The sequence below is a fragment of the Kitasatospora sp. NPDC004723 genome (assembly GCF_040609255.1).
Classification (GTDB): Bacteria; Actinomycetota; Actinomycetes; order Streptomycetales; family Streptomycetaceae; genus Kitasatospora.
This window is the reverse complement of sequence record NZ_JBEXJT010000017.1, coordinates 54,249-71,628: the sequence shown is the minus strand read 5'-3', so window position 1 is coordinate 71,628 and position 17,380 is coordinate 54,249. Positions and strand designations below refer to the sequence as shown.

General features: G+C 74.4%; 18 protein-coding genes and 1 pseudogene. 7 read left to right on the top strand and 12 right to left on the bottom strand.

The genetic code is table 11. The annotated features are described in order from the left end of the window. Positions 1–61: 61 nt before the first annotated feature. The 3 genes from ABZW10_RS18660 to ABZW10_RS18650 form a co-directional block, all read right to left on the bottom strand. Complete coding sequence (locus ABZW10_RS18660; RefSeq protein WP_355366530.1) at positions 62–637, bottom strand: TerD family protein; 576 nt, start codon at positions 635–637, stop codon at positions 62–64. Between the two features lie 164 nt (positions 638–801). Continuing rightward, positions 802–1,344, bottom strand: coding sequence for a hypothetical protein (locus ABZW10_RS18655; protein WP_355366527.1), 543 nt, complete (start codon positions 1,342–1,344; stop codon positions 802–804). Between the two features lie 136 nt (positions 1,345–1,480). Continuing rightward, positions 1,481–1,990 carry a hypothetical protein gene (locus tag ABZW10_RS18650; RefSeq protein WP_355366524.1) on the bottom strand — a complete coding sequence of 170 codons (510 nt, stop codon included), beginning with the start codon at positions 1,988–1,990 and terminating at the stop codon, positions 1,481–1,483. 464 nt (positions 1,991–2,454) lie between these two features. Here ABZW10_RS18650 and ABZW10_RS18645 point away from each other — a divergent pair, with 464 nt between their 5' ends. Then, the gene (locus ABZW10_RS18645; RefSeq protein ID WP_355366521.1) at positions 2,455–2,757 is read left to right on the top strand and encodes a hypothetical protein; all 303 of its coding nucleotides are present in this window, start codon (positions 2,455–2,457) and stop codon (positions 2,755–2,757) included. Positions 2,758–2,761: 4 nt separating this feature from the next. On the opposite strand, the gene ABZW10_RS18640 is transcribed toward ABZW10_RS18645, so the two are convergent. Continuing rightward, positions 2,762–4,336 (bottom strand): glycerol-3-phosphate dehydrogenase/oxidase, encoded by a 1,575-nt coding sequence (locus tag ABZW10_RS18640; RefSeq protein ID WP_355366518.1) that lies wholly within the window; start codon positions 4,334–4,336, stop codon positions 2,762–2,764. 86 nt (positions 4,337–4,422) lie between these two features. Next, positions 4,423–5,010 carry a TetR family transcriptional regulator gene (locus tag ABZW10_RS18635; protein WP_355366515.1) on the bottom strand — a complete coding sequence of 196 codons (588 nt, stop codon included), beginning with the start codon at positions 5,008–5,010 and terminating at the stop codon, positions 4,423–4,425. A 77-nt stretch (positions 5,011–5,087) separates the two neighbouring features. Between ABZW10_RS18635 and ABZW10_RS18630 the strand changes: the two genes are divergently transcribed. Together ABZW10_RS18630 and ABZW10_RS18625 are read left to right on the top strand one after the other, a co-directional pair. Next, entirely contained in the window at positions 5,088–6,656 is a 1,569-nt protein-coding gene (locus ABZW10_RS18630) for an FAD-binding oxidoreductase (protein WP_355366747.1), read from the top strand. Next, a complete protein-coding gene (locus tag ABZW10_RS18625) occupies positions 6,653–7,570 on the top strand; it encodes a diacylglycerol kinase (protein ID WP_355366512.1) in 918 nt (305 codons plus the stop codon). The genes ABZW10_RS18630 and ABZW10_RS18625 overlap by 4 nt, the downstream gene beginning before the upstream one ends. Here the strand turns inward: ABZW10_RS18625 and ABZW10_RS18620 are convergent. After that, positions 7,524–7,940, bottom strand: a complete 417-nt coding sequence (locus ABZW10_RS18620) for a hypothetical protein (protein ID WP_355366509.1) — start codon at positions 7,938–7,940, stop codon at positions 7,524–7,526. The two genes, ABZW10_RS18625 and ABZW10_RS18620, sit on opposite strands and share 47 nt — an antisense overlap. Before the next feature lie 134 nt (positions 7,941–8,074). Here ABZW10_RS18620 and ABZW10_RS18615 point away from each other — a divergent pair, with 134 nt between their 5' ends. The 3 genes from ABZW10_RS18615 to ABZW10_RS18605 are packed head-to-tail and all read left to right on the top strand — an operon-like array spanning position 8,075 to position 11,064. After that, complete coding sequence (locus tag ABZW10_RS18615; protein WP_355366506.1) at positions 8,075–8,437, top strand: hypothetical protein; 363 nt, start codon at positions 8,075–8,077, stop codon at positions 8,435–8,437. A gap of 34 nt (positions 8,438–8,471) precedes the next feature. Beyond that, positions 8,472–9,755: a tetratricopeptide repeat protein gene (locus ABZW10_RS18610; RefSeq protein ID WP_355366503.1), complete on the top strand. Its 1,284-nt coding sequence runs from the start codon at positions 8,472–8,474 to the stop codon at positions 9,753–9,755. Further along, a complete protein-coding gene (locus ABZW10_RS18605; protein WP_355366500.1) occupies positions 9,748–11,064 on the top strand; it encodes a Clp protease N-terminal domain-containing protein in 1,317 nt (438 codons plus the stop codon). The genes ABZW10_RS18610 and ABZW10_RS18605 overlap by 8 nt, the downstream gene beginning before the upstream one ends. Before the next feature lie 100 nt (positions 11,065–11,164). Here the strand turns inward: ABZW10_RS18605 and ABZW10_RS18600 are convergent. Together ABZW10_RS18600 and ABZW10_RS18595 are read right to left on the bottom strand one after the other, a co-directional pair. Next, positions 11,165–11,455, bottom strand: a pseudogene (locus ABZW10_RS18600) (hypothetical protein); the annotation flags it as partial. 43 nt (positions 11,456–11,498) lie between these two features. Further along, positions 11,499–11,651: a hypothetical protein gene (locus ABZW10_RS18595; protein ID WP_355366497.1), complete on the bottom strand. Its 153-nt coding sequence runs from the start codon at positions 11,649–11,651 to the stop codon at positions 11,499–11,501. 36 nt (positions 11,652–11,687) lie between these two features. On the opposite strand from ABZW10_RS18595, the gene ABZW10_RS18590 reads away from it, so the two are divergent. Continuing rightward, complete coding sequence (locus ABZW10_RS18590) at positions 11,688–12,248, top strand: TetR/AcrR family transcriptional regulator (RefSeq protein ID WP_355366494.1); 561 nt, start codon at positions 11,688–11,690, stop codon at positions 12,246–12,248. Positions 12,249–12,379: 131 nt separating this feature from the next. Here the strand turns inward: ABZW10_RS18590 and ABZW10_RS18585 are convergent, their stop codons facing one another. The 4 genes from ABZW10_RS18585 to ABZW10_RS18570 all read right to left on the bottom strand — a co-directional run bounded on the left by ABZW10_RS18585 (position 12,380) and on the right by ABZW10_RS18570 (position 16,803). After that, positions 12,380–13,741 (bottom strand): DUF2252 domain-containing protein, encoded by a 1,362-nt coding sequence (locus tag ABZW10_RS18585; RefSeq protein WP_355366491.1) that lies wholly within the window; start codon positions 13,739–13,741, stop codon positions 12,380–12,382. Positions 13,742–13,938: 197 nt separating this feature from the next. Next, entirely contained in the window at positions 13,939–15,537 is a 1,599-nt protein-coding gene (locus tag ABZW10_RS18580) for a multicopper oxidase domain-containing protein (RefSeq protein WP_355366488.1), read from the bottom strand. Then, positions 15,534–16,157 (bottom strand): hypothetical protein, encoded by a 624-nt coding sequence (locus tag ABZW10_RS18575; RefSeq protein WP_355366485.1) that lies wholly within the window; start codon positions 16,155–16,157, stop codon positions 15,534–15,536. Before ABZW10_RS18575 ends, ABZW10_RS18580 begins: the two co-directional genes overlap by 4 nt. Before the next feature lie 331 nt (positions 16,158–16,488). After that, complete coding sequence (locus ABZW10_RS18570) at positions 16,489–16,803, bottom strand: ABC transporter permease (protein ID WP_355366744.1); 315 nt, start codon at positions 16,801–16,803, stop codon at positions 16,489–16,491. Between the last annotated feature and the right edge of the window lie 577 nt (positions 16,804–17,380).

Here is a 17,380-nt window from a genome sequence, read left to right as displayed (position 1 = left end):
CGGCCACCGGGCGTGGACCCGCTCGGTCGACCGCCCGGTGGACCGCCGTTCCCCCGTCGGGTCAGACGTTCACGCCGTAGTCGGTGGCGATGCCGCGCAGGCCGGAGGCGTAACCCTGGCCGATCGCGCGGAACTTCCACTCGGCGCCGTTGCGGTAGAGCTCGCCGAAGACCATCGCGGTCTCGGTGGAGGCGTCCTCGGTGAGGTCGTAGCGGGCGATCTCCTGCCCGTTGGCCTGGTTGACGATCCGGATGAACGCGTTGCGCACCTGGCCGAAGTTCTGGAACCGGGCGTCCGCGTCGTAGATCGACACCGGGAAGACCACCTTGGCCACCTGCGCCGGGACGGCGTCCAGGTCGACCTTGATCTGCTCGTCGTCGCCGTCCCCGCCACCGGTCAGGTTGTCGCCGCTGTGCTCGACCGAACCCTCGGGGCTGCGCAGGTTGTTGAAGAAGACGAAGTGCTGGTCCGAGACCACCTTGCCGTGCGCGTTGCAGAGCAGCGCGCTGGCGTCCAGGTCGTAGTCGGCGCCGGTGGTGGTGCGCACGTCCCATCCGAGCCCGACGATGACCGCCGTCAGCCCCGGCGCCTCCTTGGTCAGCGAGACGTTGCCGCCCTTGGCCAGCGAAACTCCCACGATTGCCCTCCTCGGTCGCTCTCCCTGCCAACGAATCTACAGCACTGTAGAGATCACGAGCATCCGTCACCCGACAACCGCCGGGACACGCCGCCGGAAGACAGGCAGGGCCCGCCGGATCGGCGGGCCCTGCTGTCACTGCTCCGTACTGCTACGGATCCTTCCTAGTCCCGGTCCTCCTCCACGAGGGTCCGTTCGATCCTTCCGGAGAAGACGTCGTTGCCGGCATCGCGGAGCCCGTGTGCGGTGAACCGTCGGGTGAAGTCGTCGTGGGCGACGACCTGGCCGAAGGCGTACGCGGGATCCCCGAGGTCGGGGGCGCAGTCGGCCAGGCCCAGTTCTGCCATCCTGGCCTCGACGAAGGCCGACCAGGCGGCCGGGTCCTCGACGTAGAAGTCCCAGCGCCCTTCGACGCTCAGCCGAACCGTGTCGGGGTCGACCGGTTCCGCCTCCTCCGGTTCGCCGTCCCCGTCCGGTTCGCCGTCCCCGTCCGGTTCGCCGTCCTCGTCCGTGGCGAAGAGGTCGTTGAACGGGTGTCCCCACCCGTTGTGCTCCATCACCGCCATGGCATAGGCCCGGGCGGCCGCGCGCACCGCCTCCCCGGCGGCCACCGCGTCCACCGGATCCGGATCGGTTCCGGCCATGACGGACGCGTGGCGTTCCAAGGCCTCACTCAACAGCCCCACCGAGTGCTGGACAGCGGACATGATCACCTCTTCCTGTTGTGCCGCTTCGTGGACTTCGGCGTCTTGCGGGGCTTCGGAGTCCCCCACCTGAAGTGCTCGGTCCGCGCCAGCTGCCCGTTGCCGCGACACCCGGGTGGTGGGGCGGGTTCGGGGCAGGTCAGCACCCGATCTTCGCACCGTCCACGGCAGCCTCGGCGGTGGTCCGGAAGGTTGCGTCAGCCTCCCCCGGCCTGAACGTTATCGTCAGTGTCTCCCATCCCAGTTCGGACCTCCGCGTGAAACACGTCCGCACGTCCCCCGGCCTGGGATCCGGCCCTTCTCCTCCCCAGCCCAACCCGGCAAGCTCCCTCTTATAGAATCCGATCAACTCCTTTTGACTTCCGCCATACGTATACACGCGACTGCTGGACAGCCAGGAATCCGCGGAACCGTCGCCAACGCACTCGGCCGCATTCGCCGATTCCTTCACCTCTTCCGATCCGCTCGGCTTCACAGCAAAGGCATCCAGCTTGTCAAGCGCGGCCAGGCGAGCCTCCTGGCCCGAACACCGGTCGCCCTCCTCGGCCAGAAGCGGCTCGACCGCAAGCGCCACCGCCACCACCAGACCGAGAACGGGGACCGCTATCGCCAAGCGAGTCGCGATCCACACTCGTCGGGCATCCATCACGAACTCTCCCTGCCGTCCTGTTCAGCACCATTCGAACGGAGAAGGGGCCGAACGACACACTGTCAGACGGGTCGGCCGGCCTGGTTACAGGAACTCAGAAAAACTACCGTCCGTCCGCCAAGAGCACCGACCGCACGACCCAGCCGGTCGGCCTGGCGCTCGTCGCATGAGTACGGGCCTCCCCGGTGGATCCGGGGAGGCCCGCAGCCGGCTCGGCTCTGGCGTGGGGTGACCTCTTCGTAGGCCTCCTCGACGACGTTGAGGACGTCCTGACCGCACCAGTCCCAGGACGTGGCGAAGGCCGAGGAGTCCGCCAGGACCTCGTTGCAGACCTTCGCCCCGGAAAGAACCACCGCACAGCGCGCGAACATGGCAAGATCATTACCTTCGTCGTGCTTTTACGTGCTTTGGCGGATGAGTTCTAAACTGACCATGTCTCCACCGGATCCGCCGGGAGGTCCCCCATGCGTCAGCGGCACAGCTTTCACCTCGACCGGGGCGGCCACTCCGTCACGGTCAACGTCCGGTCCGGCTGGATCACCGAGACCGAGGTGCTGGTGGACGGCAAGGAAGTGGCCTTCCACCGGGTGCACGGTCACGGGGTGTATCCGCTCACGCTCGCCGCCCAGCTGCCCGGGCTGCCCGAGGAGCCGGCGCAGCCGCTGGCCGTGCGGCTGGAGCGGACCGGCGTGGCCGAGCGGCCGCTGCGCTGTTCGCTGGAGCTGAGCGGGGCCGTGCACCCGATGGCGGAGCGGACCGAACGCTGAGGGCTCAGCCCGTCTGCGCCACGATCTCCTCGACGGCCGCGCGCGCCCGCTCGGCGTCCGCCGGGACGAGGCCGATCCGGGTGCGCCGGTGCAGGACGTCCTCGGCGTCCAGCGCGCCCTCGTGGGTGAGCGCGTAGGCGATCTCGGCGCGGCTGACGTCGATCCCCTCGGCGACCGGCGCGCCGTGGCCCGCGCCCAGCGACTCCTCCCCCGCCGCCAGCACCTCGCGCGCCGCGCCGCCGTGCCGGGCGAGCAGCGAGGCCGCGGCCTCGCCCCCCTCCGGCAGCGGGCGGCTGTCGCGGTGGTCCGGCGCGCCGACCAGCGGCAGGCGGGCCGTCCAGCAGGCGCGGGCGGGCAGGCCGCGCAGCCGGACGGCGGTGTCCACGGCGTCCTCGGCCATCCGGCGGTAGGTGGTGAGCTTGCCGCCGACCACGGTGATCACCCCGTCCGGGGACTCCAGCACGGCGTGCCGGCGGGAGAGGTCGGCGGTGGCGCCGTCGCCGGTGTCGATCAGCGGCCGCAGTCCGGCGTAGGCGCCGAGCACGTCGTCCCCGGTCAGGGCGGTCTCCAGGGCGGCGTTGACGGTGTCGAGCAGGAAGTCCAGCTCGGCTGCGGTGGGCTGCGGCTCGTCGGGGATCGGGCCGGGCGCGTCCTCGTCGGTGAGGCCGATCGCCACCCGGCCGAGCTGCTGCGGCAGGGCGAAGACGAAACGGCTGGTGGAGCCGGGGACGGGCACGGTGAGCGCGGCGGTGGGCCGGCCGAGCGCGGCCGCGTCGACCAGCAGGTGGGTGCCCCGGCTGGGGCGCAGCCGGATGGACGGGTCCACCTCGCCCGCCCAGACGCCGGTCGCGTTGACGACGGCGCGGGCGTCGAGGCGGAACGATTCGCCGGTCAGGGTGTCGGTGAGCCGGGCGCCGGTGCCGGTCACCTGCTCGGCGCGCACCCGGGTCAGCACGGACACCCCGTACTGCGCCGCCGTCCGGGCCAGCGCCACCACCAGCCGTGCGTCGTCGACGAGTTGGCCGTCGTGCGCGACCAGCGCGCCGGACAGCCCGGCACCGCGCAGGCCCGGCACCAGGGCGCGGGCCCGTCCGGCGTCCACCTTGCGCACCCGCGGCAGCAGCCGGCCCGGGGTGCCGGCGCTCAGCCGCAGCGCGTCGCCCGCGTGGAAGCCCGCGCGGACCAGGGCGGCCTGCCCCGGCTTCATCAACCCGTCGAGCAGCGGGACGAGTTGGGGCAGCGGCCGGATCAGGTGCGGGGCGGTGCGGGTCATCAGCACGCCGCGCTCGACGGCGCTCTCCCGGGCCACGCCGATCCGGCCGGAGGCGAGGTAGCGCAGACCGCCGTGGACGAGCTTGGAACTCCACCGGCTGGTGCCGAACGCGAGGTCGCGCGCCTCGACCAGGGCCACGCAGAGCCCGCGCGCGGCCGCGTCCAGGGCGACGCCCGCGCCGGTCACGCCGCCGCCGATCACCAGCAGGTCGATCGCCGGCCCGGCGGCGAGCGCGTCGAGGTCCATCTCCCGGCGGCGGGCGGTGAGTCGGGTGGTCCCGGCGAAGGGCCCGGCGGTGGTGGTCATCTGCGGCCTCCGTGGCGGTCGGTCTGCTGATGGTCGGCGTACTGACGGTCGATCTTCCGGCGGTCGGTCCGCCGGCGGTCGCGAGGCTACGGCGCGAGGTAGCCGTCGAGGGCGCGGGCGAGTTCGCGCCGCCAGGCCGCCTCCGACAGCAGCGGTGCCACCATCCGGTGCGACTGGACGGTGGACTGGGCGATCAGCAGCACCATCGCGGCGAGTTCGACCGGCTCGCCGGCCCGGATCGAGCCGTGCCGCTGGCCCTGGGCGATGCCGGCCCGCAGTGCCTCCAGCAGCCCGCGCTGGCTGGCGCCCAGGCGGTCGACCACGTACTCGAAGAGCGTGTCGGAGTCGGCGGAGCGCAGCAGCGCGCCGAGCACCGGGTGGTCGCGCAGCCGGACGGCCACCTCGACGACCCCGTCGACAAACGCGGCCCGGTCGGTGCCGGTGAGCCGGACGGCGTCCCGGGTGGCCGCGATCTCGCGGGTGAGCAGCGCGCCGATCACCGCCCGTACGTCCGGCCAGCGCCGGTAGACGGTCGGCCGGCTCACCCCGGCGCGGCGCGCGATCTCGGCCAACTGGGTGCGGCCCACGCCGAATTGGACGATCAGGTCGGCGGCGGCGTCGAGGATCGCGTCATCGGTGCCGCGCTCGCGATGGTGCTCGTTACTACTTGACATGATGTGTAAAACTGTAACGCATGACCCCCGAGAAGCAAGCGGCGCCGGCCGGTGCGGCCGCCCTGCCGCTCCCCCCGATGAAGTGGGACGCCTGGGGCGACCCGGCCCTCGCCAAGGAGCTGTCCGCCGACGTCAAGGGCCTGCTCGCGGCCGCCCTCGGCGTGACCGGCGACGCCGCCCCCGGGCCCGACGCCTCGGAGGTCGTGCTGCGGCCCTCCGCCCTCACCCCCGACGACCTCGCGGCGCTCGCCGCCGCCGTCGGCGAGTCCCACCTCAGCACCGCCGACGCCGACCGCCTCCCCCGGGCCGGCGGCAAGTCCACCCCCGACCTGCTGCGCCGCCGCTCCCGCGAGCCGCAGGACGCACCCGACGCCGTCGTGCTGCCCGGCGACGAGGACGAGATCGCCGCGCTGCTCGCCGTCTGCGCCGAACGCCGCATCGCCGTCGTGCCGTTCGGCGGCGGGACGAGCGTCGTCGGCGGGCTCGCCCCGGAGCGCGGCGCCTTCGCCGCCGTCGTCTCGCTCGACCTGCGCCGCCTCGACCAGCTGCTCGACCTCGACGAGACCTCCGGCGAGGCGCTGCTGGGCGCCGGCCTCACCGGCCCGGCCGCCGAGGCCCTGCTCGCCGAGCGCGGCTTCGAGCTCGGCCACTACCCGCAGAGCTTCCGCTACGCCACCATCGGCGGCTTCGCGGCCACCCGCTCCTCCGGGCAGAACTCGGCCGGCCACGGACGGTTCGACGAGATGGTGCGCGGGCTGCGCGTCGTCACCCCCGCGGGCGTGCTGGACCTCGGCCGCGCCCCGGCCTCCGCCGCCGGGCCCGACCTGCGCGAGCTCTTCCTCGGCTCGGAGGGCACCCTCGGCGTGATCACCGCCGTGCGGGTGCGGGTGCACGCCCTGCCCGCCGTCAAGGCGTACGAGGCCTGGTCGTTCCCCGACTTCACCACCGGCACCGCCGCGCTGCGCGCCGTCGAGCAGCAGGACACCGGACCGACCGTGATCCGGCTCTCCGACGAGGCCGAGACCATGGTCAACCTCGCCATGACCGAGAAGATCGGCGGCGAGCCCGCGGTGAGCGGCTGCCTGGCCGTCACCGTCTTCGAGGGCACCGCCGAGCAGGTCGCCGCCCGCCACCAGCTCACCCGCGCAGCCCTGCTCGCCGCCGGCGGCAGCTCGCTGGGCGAGGCGCCCGGCCGGGCCTGGGAGCACGGCCGGTTCAACGCCCCGTACCTGCGCGACGCGCTGCTCGACGCGGGCGCGCTGTGCGAGACGCTGGAGACCGCCACCAGCTGGCAGCAGCTGCCGGCGCTGCGGTTCGCCGTCACCGCCGCGCTGACCGAGGCCCTGCCCGGTTCGCTGGTGCTGTGCCACATCTCGCACGTCTACCCGACCGGCGCCTCCCTCTACTTCACCGTGGTCGCCGCGCTCGGTGAGCAGCCGCTGGAGCGCTGGGCCGCCGCCAAGCAGGCCGCCGGCGACGCGATCGTCCGCTCCGGCGGCACCATCACCCACCACCACGCCGTCGGCACCGACCACCGCCCCTGGATGGCGGCCGAGGTCGGCGAGCTGGGCGTGCGCATCCTGCGCGCCGTCAAGGCCGAGCTCGACCCGGCCGGCATCCTCAACCCGGGCAAGCTGATCCCATGACCGACCGGAGAACCATCGCCCGCGTCGTTCTCCTCACCAACCCCGCAGCGGCCGCCGGCCACGCCGAACCGGCGGCCCGCCGCGCCACCGCCCGCCTGCGCGCCCACGGCATCACCGTGGACGCCCGGGCGGGCGCCTCCGCCGCCGACTCCCTGGCCCTCGCCCGGGCCGCCGCCGCCTCGGAGGACTGCGACGCCCTGGTCGTGGTCGGCGGCGACGGCATGATCAACCTCGGCCTCCAGGCCGTCGCCGGCACCACCACCCCCCTCGGCGTCGTACCGGCCGGCACCGGCAACGACCACGCCCGCGCCCACGGCCTGCCCCGCAACGCCCCCGAGGCCGCCGCCGACGTCATCGCCGCCGGCCGCACCCGCCCCGTCGACCTCGGCCGGATCACCGCCGCCGACGGCACCACCCGCTGGTTCGGCTCCGTGCTCGCGAGCGGCTTCGACTCCCTGGTCAGCGACCGCACCAACCGGCTGCGCTGGCCGCGCGGCCGGATGCGCTACCACCTCGCCATCGCCGTCGAGTTCGCCAACCTGCGCCCCCTGCCGTTCCGGATCACCCTCGCCGACGGCACCGAGATCCGCCGCGACCTGACCCTCGCCGCCGTCGGCAATACCAGCAGCTACGGCGGCGGCATGCTCGTCTGCCCCGGCGCCGACCCCGCCGACGGCCTGCTCGACGTCACCCTCGTCGACGCCATGCCGCGCCGCCGCATCGCCCGCTTCTTCCCGACCCTGCTGAAGGGCACCCACATCCACCACCCGGAGGTGACGACCTACCGCACCCCGTCGCTGCGCCTCAGCTCCCCGGGCATCACCTCCTACGCCGACGGCGAGTTCATGGCCCACCTGCCGATCGAGGTCACCGCCGTCCCGGCGGCGCTCCACCTCCTCGGCCCGGTCCCCTGAGCACGGCCTGCTGGAACGGGGGCGGCGGGGCGTAGCCGTGGTCGAGGACGTAGTGGATCATCAGGGTCGGCGCCGCGAAACCGCCGCCGCCGGCCCCTCGGACGTGGATCTCGGCGCTGCCCAGCAGCGTCGAACCGGAGGTGGCGTGCGGGTTCTCCACCGTCAGGTAGGACCCGCCGCAGAACGGGCACGTGTGCACGCCGCGCGTGACGTTCACCGGGTCGGCCGCCAGCCGCAGCAGGCCGTCCACCAGCTCGACGGGGACGTCGCCGCGCCGGTACGGGTGGGAGTCGTCCAGCCAGCCGACGTTCACCAGCTCGGGCCACAGGTCGTCGTACACGTAGGGCGAACCGTCGGGGTAGTACGGCACGACCGCCTCCGGGGCGTCACGGGATCGCGGAACCGGTCCACCGTACCCCCGGGGGGTGGGGGCGGGCAGGGGCCGGGATCAGTAGACTGGCCGCCCTCAACTCCGTCCGTCACCAGGCCTTATGGGGGGCGCTCGTGGACGTGCACATTTCCGTGACCGGTGGGGAGACCGTCGCGGAGGCCGAGTCGCTGACCGACTGGCTCCGGGGGGAACCCGAGCTCCGGGGCGTGACCCTGACCGGCCGTCCGCCCGGGCCCGGGGAGATGGGGTCGGTGCTGGACACCGTCTCCGTGGCCCTCGGCACCGGCGGGGGCCTGTCGGTGCTCGCCTCCTCGCTGCGCGCGTGGTTCGCGCAGCCGCGGCGCAGCGACGTCCGGCTGAAGATCCGCCGCCAGGACGGCACGGTCGTCGAGATCGACGCCAAGCGGGTGCGCGCCGGGGAACTGGAGGCGATCCTGCGCACCGCCCTGGACGGCACCGACGCCGAGCAGGCCTGACGTGCCGCTTCCGGATCCACAACGGTCCCGGATCGTGCTCGTCGGCGCGAGCGACTACACGGACCCGGACCTGCCGGACCTCCCGGCGGTCCGGCGCACCGTCACCGACCTCGCCGCCCACTTCACCGACCCGGACCACGGCATCGTCCCCGAGAAGCACTGCACCGTCCTGCTGAACGAGGGCAGCCTGCCCCGGATCGGCCAGACGCTGCGGGACGTCGCGAGGGCGGCCGAGGACCTGCTGCTGGTGTACTTCACCGGACACGGGCTGATCGGCGGCGGCCGGCACGACCTCTACCTGGCGCTGCCCCACAGCGAGTACGAGTCACCGGAGTTCAACTCCCTCGAGTACGACAAGCTGCGCGCCACCGTGCTCAACAGCCGCGCCGCCACCAAGATCATCGTGCTGGACTGCTGCTTCTCCGGCCGCGCCGTCACCGGCACCATGGCCGGCAGCGGCACCCCCATCGCGCAGCTGGAGGTCACCGGCACGTACGTGCTCGCCTCCTCCCCGCGCGACCAGGTCTCCCTCTCCCCGCCCGGCGAGGACCACACCGCGTTCTCCGGGCGGCTCCTGCGGCTGCTGCGCGAAGGCATCGTCGGCGGCCCGGAGGAGCTCACCGTTCTGGAGCTCTACAAGCGGCTCACCACCACCATGCGGGCCGAGAACCTGCCGGTCCCGCGCAACCGGGGCACCGAGAACGCCGACCAGACCGCCCTCGGCCTCAACCGGGCGTTCGCCGCCACCGCCGCCGCGGCCCTGCGCGAGCGGCAGGAGGAAGCCGACCAGCAGGCCCTGGGGGGCGACTGGGCCGGCGCGGCCGAGGCCCTGCGCGCCGTGGTCGACGAGCAGACCCGCATCCTCGGCGCCGAGCACGAGGACACCCTGATCTCCCGGCGCGCGCTCGCCCACTGCCTCGGCGGGGCGGGCGACCCGGCGGAGGCCGCCCGCCTGCTGCGCCCCCTGCCCGAGGTCTACGCCCATCTGCACGGCAAGGACCATCCGCAGACCCTGCACACCCGGCAGTTCCTCGCCGTCAACCTCGGCGAGTCCGGCCACCGGATGGAGGCGGTCACCATGCTGCGGATCCTGCTCGCCGACCGCAGCCGCGTCCTGGGCGGCGAGCATGTCGACACCCTGCGGACGCGGCACATGCTCGCCCGCAATCTGGCGCTGTCGGGCGCCCGGGAGGAGGCGGCGGCCCTGCTGCGGCAGCTGATCGCGGAGCGGGACCGCACCCTGGGCTCGAACCACGTGCACACGGTCCGGGCCCGGAAGGACCTGGCGGCACTGGAGGGAGGTGCGCGAGGTGTCTGAGCGGTTCACCGACCGTGCGCACCAGGCCCTCGTCCTGGCGCAGCAGGAAGCCAGGCATCTGAACTACCTCCGCGTCGGCACCGAGCACCTCCTCCTGGGCCTCCTGCACGAGCAGCAGGGTGTGGCCGGCCAGGCCCTCAGAGCACTGGGCGTGTCGCTGGAGAACGCCAGGAAACAGGTGCTGACCGTCTCCAAGCCCGCCCTTGTTCCGGCGCTCGGGCACATGCCGTACACCCGGAGGGCCGCGGCCGTCCTCCATCGCTCGGCCGAGGTGGCCACCGGCCGCCGGCACTACGAGATCGGGACCGAGCACCTCCTCCTCGCCCTCCTCGACGAAGCGGAAGGGGGTGCGGCACGGACACGGGCGGCGCTCGGTCTGGACGGGGCCCGGGTGTTCCAGGAAGTCATGCTCCGTCTGGAGGACCGGGTCACCACGACGGCGCCGGCCGCCCTGGAGTGGGCCACCCGCAACCTCACTCGCGAGATGGCCGAGCGGTCGGCCACCACCGTCCTCGGACGGCGTCCGGAGATCGAACGGATCCTGCAGACCGTCGCCCGGCAGAGCCGCAACGTCCCGCTGCTGGTCGGGGAACCGGGGGTCGGCAAGACGAGTACGGTCCTCGGGCTCGCCCGGGCCGTGGTGACCGGGAACGTCCCCCGGCCGTTCCGCGACCGGACCGTCCGCCTGCTCGACGTCGGCGCGCTCTTCGCCGACCCGCAGCACCACGGGCGGTTCACCGAGCTGATGGCGGAGCTGGTCGGCGAGGTCCAGCGGACCACGGGTCTCGTCCTGTTCCTCGACAACGCCCTCGCCACCGTGCACACCCGCGAGGGCCGGACGACGGCACTGGCGTTCTTCCGACCGGTGTTCGGCAGGCCGGGCGTCTCCGTGGTCGCGGCCGCCACCACCGCCGAGTACCGGCACTGGGAACGCGACTCCGGGCTCGACCGGCTGATCCAGCTGCTTCCGGTGACGGAACCGCTCCCCGCCGAGGTGCTGGCGATCCTGCGTGACGCCGGGCGCCGGCTGACCGAGCACCACGGCGTGGGGATCACCGGCGAGGCGCTGGAGGCCGCCGTCCGGCTCGCCCGCGGCCATCAGCCCGGCCAGGTCCTCCCGGGGGCCGCCGTCGACCTGCTCGACGAGGCGTGCGTGCGCGTCCGGTCCGAATCGATGGCGGCCGGGACAGCGCCGACGGTCACCGGGGCCGTGGTGGAGGAAACGGCGGCCGGGGCGTACGCCTCGCTGCACCTGTCGGCTGTCTCCCCGCCGGTCCCGCACGACCCGTCCGTCTGGTCGATGAGCTGACGTCGCACCGGAAGTCGGCCGGTCCGACTTCCGGTGCGGCGCCGACGGCTCGGCGGCCGTGCTACCCCAGCTCCAGTGCCTCCCAGTCGAACGCCTCGCCCCACCCGGGCGCGCGGCGGGCCCAGGCGGTCATGGCGGTGATCACCGGCTCGGGGGCGTCGAGCAGCACCTGGAAGTGCCGGTCGGGCCCGCCGTCGCGGTGCTCCAGGGTGTACTCCCCGTCGCCCTCGTGCCACACCTGGACGTAGACGTCCGGCTCGTCGGGTATCCGCTCGACCACCAGGAAGCGGTCCTTGCGCCCCCCGATCCGCCGTACCAGCCCCGCCAGCTCCTCGGCGCTCACCCGCGGGTGGGCCTCGTCGTCTTCCGTCCGCACCGTGATCTCCAGCATGACCGCAGATCCTGGCACGGAGCACTGACACCCGGCCGGGCCCTCACGTCCGGGCAGGCACCGTGTCCTTCTCCGGTGCGCCCGCCCGCGCGGACGGCCGGCCGTCGACCGGTCGCGCGCGCAGCCGGTACAGGGCGGCGGCTGTGCCGAGCAGGGCGGCCAGGGCGCAGAGCCGGACCCGCCTCCTCGGCCGCATCCGCCCCTGAGCGGCCGCTTCGGTACGGTGGGGCGCATGGGTGTGACGCGGACGCCGCGGGGGCGGTGGGTGGAGGAGGGGTTGCGGGCGCTCGCGGGGGGCGGTCCCGAGGCGGTGCGGGTCGAGGTGCTGGCACAGGCGCTCGGGGTGACCAAGGGCGGCTTCTACGGGCACTTCCGCAACCGCGAGGCGCTGCTCGCCGAGATGCTCGACACCTGGGAGCGGACGGTCACCGACGACGTGATCGAGCGGGTCGAGGGCGAGGGCGGGGACGCGCGGACGCGGCTGGACCACCTGTTCGTCATCGCCGCGACGCCCGGGGACGGGCCCGCCACCGGGGTGGCGCTCGATCTGGTGATCCGCGAGTGGGCGCGCCGCGACGAGGCGGTGGCCGAGCGGCTGCGGCGGGTCGACGACCGGCGGATGGCGTACCTGCGGTCGCTCTACGGGGCGTTCTGCCCGGACCCGGAGGAGGTGGAGGTGCGCAGCTTCGTGTCGTTCACGCTGCGGATCGGCTACCACCTCATCGACGTCGACCACGGCGGACGCACCCGGGCCGAGGTGATGGCGCGCACCCGGGACTGGCTGCTGCGGTAGCAGCGGTCCCTGGGTCCGTCACGGCCGGTCCGTCATGGCCGGGCCATCACGGCTGGGCCGTCACGGCGTCGGGAACAGCCCGTCCAGGTGGCGGGCAGGGCCTGTCCGTCCCCGGATTCCTTGCCGGCCGGTCAGACGCCTCGCCGTGCCGTCAGGTCGCCGGCGTCGATCGCCGCGAGCAGCGCGGTGTGGTCGGCGGCGGTCCGGTCGGCGTACTGGAGGGCGAAGTCGGCGACGGCCTCGGCGAAGGCGTCCGAGCCGCCGAGGTAGCCGGCGATGGCGATCCGGTCGCCGGAGCGGGCGTGTGCGCGGGCCAGGGCGCGCCCGCAGAGGTCGGCGTAGACGCGCAGGTCGCCGGGGGTCATCCGGGCGACGTCGGCGGAGCCCTTCATGTCGCGCAGCTGACGGCCGTAGAAGTGCCGGCCGGCCGGGCCGGTGGTCCAGCCGAGGAAGATGTCGCTGGCGGCCTGCAGCAGGCGCTGGCCGGTGACGACGCGCTGCCCGCCGTGCACCACCGGGGCCTCGGCGGCCGGGCGGGCGGGCGGCAGGTGCTGCTCCAGGACGGACCGCCCGGCCTCCTTGATCTGCAGGAACAGCGGGTCGCGCGGATCGCGGCCCTCCAGCAGCAGGATGAAGCAGCGGGTGCCGACGCTGCCGACGCCGACCACCTTGCGGGCGACGTCGATCAGTTGGAAGCGGTCGAGCAGCACGCGGCGGTCCTCGGGGAGGGTGGCCCGGTAGTCGCCGAAGATCTTGCCGACCCGGCGCAGTTCGTCGCGCGGGAGGGGTTCGAGCAGCGGCGGATCGCTGACGATCCGGCGCCGGCCCTCCTCGTCCGTCCCGGTGAGCTTGCCGAAGGCCTGCAGGCTGGTCCGCCGGCGGGCCTTGTCGAGGGTCGCCTCGACGCGCTTGCGGCGGCCCGGCTTGCGGACCAGTGGGAAGACTTCGGCGGCGGAGGTCCGGGTGTACCAGACGTCGAGTTCGCCCAGCCCGGCGAGGCCGCGCACGGCGAGGGCGTAGCCGCGCACGGCGGTGAGGGCGGCCCGGCGGGCGTTGTCGTCGCCCTGGCCGTTGTCGCGGGCGGCGACGGCGACGCTGGCGGCGAGCCGTTTGACGTCCCACTCGAAGGGGCCGGGGTAGGTCTCGTCGAAGTCGTTGACGTCGAAGAGCAGCGTCCGCTCCGGGGAGGCGTACAGGCCGAAGTTCAACAGGTGGGCGTCGCCGCAGAGCTGGACGGTGAGGCCGGTCTCGGGGACGGCCGCGAGGTCGGCGGCCATGACGGCGGCGGAGCCGCGCAGGTAGGCGAACGGCGAGTCGGCCATCCGGCCGTAGCGGATCGGACCGAGGTCGGGGAGCCGGTCCTCGGCCTGCCGGGCCAGGACGGCCAGCGGGTCGGGGCGGTCGGCGGCGGGGATCCAGCGGCCGTGGGCGGAACGCGGGATGAGCTCGCGGGCGGCCCGGCCGCGCCTCCGGCGTTCGGTCGGACTGGTCATGGCGCGACTCCTCGACGTGCGTCCGGCGGGCCGGGGCGGGCGGCCTCCTTCCCCGTGACGCTAGGGCAGCCGCCACCGGACGGCACGTCGAAGCGCGGGCGAGCGTCCTGGACGCTCGCCCGCGCTCCGCCGAACGAGTGAACGGGTGCACGGGTGCACGGGTGCACGGGTACCCGGGGGTCGGCGTGCGGCCGACGTCACTCCACGGCGAAGTCCGCCATCATCGCCATGTCCTCGTGCTCCAGGTTGTGGCAGTGCAGCATGTACGAGCCCGGGTAGTCGGTGAACCGCACCAGCACCTCCACCGCCTCCGCCGGCCGCAGGTCGACGGTGTCCTTCCAGCCCGCGTCGTAGGCGCCCGGGTCGCCGCCGTTGCGCGACAGCACCTGGAAGGAGTTCAGGTGCAGGTGGACGGGATGGTGGACGTCGCTGAAGAACCGCCAGATCTCGGTGCTGCCGAGCGCCGGGCCGGCGAGCGCGCGACCGGGCGCGTAGGGCCGGTTGTTGATGGTCCAGTCGCCGCCGCGGCTGCGGCGGAAGCCGAACACCCGGGTGGCGACGGCGTCCTCGGCGTCGAGCCGTTCGAGGGTGCAGAGCCGCTCGGGCACCGTCGAGTCGTCGCTCACCGCTCGCGAGCCGACGTCGAAGAGCATCACCTCCTCGGTCCGTCCGCCGCCGAAGCGGTTCATCAGCCGCACCGCGGTGCCGGGCGGGTAGCGGGAGAAGTCCACCACCAGGTCGAAGCGCTCGGCGGGGGCGATCTCGACCGCGTCGTGCACGATCGGCTCCTCCAGCAGGCCGCCGTCGCCGCCGATCTGGACGAGCGCGTCGCCGCCGGGCGGCTGCGGGTCGAGTTCCAGCCGGTAGAGGCGGGCGTTGGAGGCGTTGAGCAGGCGCAGCCGGTAGCGGGCCCGGTCCACCGCGGCGCGCGGCCAGGGGGCGCCGTTGACCAGGATGACGTCACCGAGGACGCCGTTCATGTAGTCGTCGGTGACGCCCGGGGCGGCGAGCTCGGGGTCGAGGGCCGGGTAGGCGGAGGAGCCGTCGGCGGTGAAGGCGCGGTCGGCGAGCACCAGCGGGAGCTCGCGGTCGCCGCGCGGCAGCGGCAGGGCGTCCTCCTCGTCGTCGCGGACGAGGTGGAAGCCGGTCAGGCCGTTCCAGATGGCCGGGCCGGTGAAGCCCATCCGGTGGTCGTGGTACCAGAGGGTGGCGGCGCGCTGGTGGCCCGGATAGGTGTAGGCGCGGGTGCCGATGGTGGTCCGGCCGAGGTCGACGGCGCCGGCCATTCCCTCCATTCCCTCCGTTCCCTCCATCCCGGCCATTCCGTGCGCGGCGGCGTGCTCGGCGGACGTGCCGACCGGGAACACCAGGTCCACCGGGTAGCCGTCGCTGTCCGCCGGAGTGTGGCCGCCGTGCAGGTGCACCACCGTGGGCACCGACAGCTCGTTGCGGTGGGTCACCACCGTTCGGCGGCCGGAGCGGACGGACAACGTCGGCCCGGGGTAGCTGCCCCCGTACGTCCAGGTCTCGGTGCGCAGACCGGGCAGGATCTCCAGCCGGGCGACCTTCTGGGTGATCTCGTAGTAGTCCGTGGTGGCGTCGGAGCGGACCGGGGCGAGCACGGCCGGCACCGGCAGCGGCACCTGGAACGCCTCCGGCAGCGGGACCTCGCTGCGCAGCAGCCGGCCCGGCCGGCCCTCGGCCAGCAGCCGGGCGGTCGCGGGGACGGCGAAGGCTCCGAGGGCGCCCGTGCCGAGCAGGGCCACGCCGGCGCCGAGGAACCGGCGGCGGTTCACGGCGCCACCTCCACCGGCCCGGTGCCCGCGCCGGAGCCGGAACCGGTGCCGGAGCCGGAACCGGAACCGGTGCCGGACGGCCGGGGCAGGCGCCCGGTCCCGTCCTCCACCGCCGGCGACGACGTGGGCGCGGACGTGGACGCGGGCGCGGGCAGCGTCAGCGGCAGCCGCCACGCACCGACCAGGCAGAACAGGTGCGCGCTGACCAGCAGGACGCCCAGCGTCACGTGCACCCCGACCGCCCGCTCGTAGCCGGTCCCGGTCTGTACCCCGGCCGCGAGCAGCAGCAGCGCCGTGACCACGAGCGGCCACCAGGGCCCCCGCTCCCCCGCCGGACCGGTGACCCGGCGGACCGGCACCGCCGCCGCCAACTGGAGGAGCAGCACGCCCCCCAGGGCCATCGCGGCCAGCGCGTGCACCCGCAGCGCCTCGTAGTGGCCGTTCAGGAAACCGGCGGCCAGCACCGTCTCGGCCAGCACCAGCACGGCCGAGGCGGTCGTGGCGCCGCGCAGCAGCAGCCGCGGCAGGCGCACGGCCGGGGGCGCCGGCGCACGGTCCGCGGAACGTGCCGGGGGGAACAGCGGCAGGCGGGGCGTGCGGATCACCGGGGGACTGCTCAACGGTCGGCCTTCTCTCTGCCGGGCGCCGCGGCGCCATGGGCACGCCGGGGTGACGGGCATGCCGAAGGGCGCTCGGCGCGGGGGTGTGGGCGGGACAGCCGCGTACGGGCACGCGGCACCGGGACGGGCGCGGCCACGAGCGCGGCTGACCACCCCTCACTATCGGCGCGGTGCCCGGCCTTTACGCTCGGCAACCCCGTGCTCCCGCCTGTTCAGCGCGTCTTTGTCACCCGAACGGGCGGTGCGCCACCCCCGCGCGCACCGCCCGTCCACGCCCCCGGTGTGCTCCGGGAGCTCCCTGCTCCGGTGCCCGGAAGGGCCCCGGGGTCCGCTACTGCTTCCCGCCGCTCGAACCGACCGGGTTCGACCGCAGCAGGGCCCGCGCCGGCAGCGCCGTCGCGCCCAGGCAGAGCACCACCGCCGCGGCCGCCAGCGGCAGCGCCGTCCCGGCCGGGACGTGCGGCGCGGCGCCGGTGATCCCCCGGGTGATCGGCACCAGGGTGAGCCAGGCGATCACCGCACCGACGCCCAGACCGGCCGCGGCCACCAGCAGAGCCTCCCAGCGCATCATGTGCCGCACCTGGCGCCGGGTGGTCCCGGCGAGCCGGAGCAGCGCCACCTCGCGGCGCCGGTCCAGCACCGTCATCACCAGGGTGTTGGCGGCCGTGACGGCGGCGAAGCCGCCCAGCACGCCGGCCATCACCGAGTTCGCCCAGGAGCCCATCTCCTGCGACTTGTCGGACTGCGCCGCGTACCCGGCCCGGTCGGTCACCGTCAGCCCGGGCACACCGAGACCGGACAGGCCCCGGGCGACCGCGGCCCGGTCGGCGCCGGGCGCGTCCGCGACCAGCACCTGCGCGTCGTAGGCGGCGGTGACGTGCGCCGCGACCGCCGCCCGGGGCAGCAGCGCCTGGCCGAAGCCGAGCCCGCGCTGGTAGGTGGCGACCAGCAGCGGCTCCACCGCCGTGCCGTCGCCGAGCCAGAACGGGACGTGGTCACCGACCTCGGCGCCCAGGGAGGAGGCCAGCTCGGTGGAGAGCGCGACGGTGTCCGGGGAACCGCCCAGGTCGGCCAGCGCGCCGTCGCGCACCCCGAGGTCCAGCACCCGGGGCAGCCGGGACGGGTCACCGGTGACGCCCAGCGCGGTGGCGGAGAGCAGTTGGTCGCCGGTGCGGACGACGATGCCGGTGTGCAGCACGCCGACCACCGCGTCCACACCGGGC

Excerpts from the sequence above, each read along its gene's own strand:
- ABZW10_RS18630 (WP_355366747.1), top strand. The coding sequence starts at position 5,088 with ATGAAGTGGGACGCCTGGGGCGACCCGGCCCTCGCCAAGGAGCTGTCC.
- ABZW10_RS18595 (WP_355366497.1), bottom strand. The coding sequence starts at position 11,651 with ATGCGGCCGAGGAGGCGGGTCCGGCTCTGCGCCCTGGCCGCCCTGCTC.
- ABZW10_RS18655 (WP_355366527.1), bottom strand. The coding sequence starts at position 1,344 with ATGTCCGCTGTCCAGCACTCGGTGGGGCTGTTGAGTGAGGCCTTGGAA.
- ABZW10_RS18625 (WP_355366512.1), top strand. The coding sequence starts at position 6,653 with ATGACCGACCGGAGAACCATCGCCCGCGTCGTTCTCCTCACCAACCCC.
- ABZW10_RS18570 (WP_355366744.1), bottom strand. The coding sequence starts at position 16,803 with ATGACGGTGCTGGACCGGCGCCGCGAGGTGGCGCTGCTCCGGCTCGCC.
- ABZW10_RS18635 (WP_355366515.1), bottom strand. The coding sequence starts at position 5,010 with ATGTCAAGTAGTAACGAGCACCATCGCGAGCGCGGCACCGATGACGCG.
- ABZW10_RS18645 (WP_355366521.1), top strand. The coding sequence starts at position 2,455 with ATGCGTCAGCGGCACAGCTTTCACCTCGACCGGGGCGGCCACTCCGTC.
- ABZW10_RS18590 (WP_355366494.1), top strand. The coding sequence starts at position 11,688 with ATGGGTGTGACGCGGACGCCGCGGGGGCGGTGGGTGGAGGAGGGGTTG.
- ABZW10_RS18585 (WP_355366491.1), bottom strand. The coding sequence starts at position 13,741 with ATGACCAGTCCGACCGAACGCCGGAGGCGCGGCCGGGCCGCCCGCGAG.
- ABZW10_RS18640 (WP_355366518.1), bottom strand. The coding sequence starts at position 4,336 with ATGACCACCACCGCCGGGCCCTTCGCCGGGACCACCCGACTCACCGCC.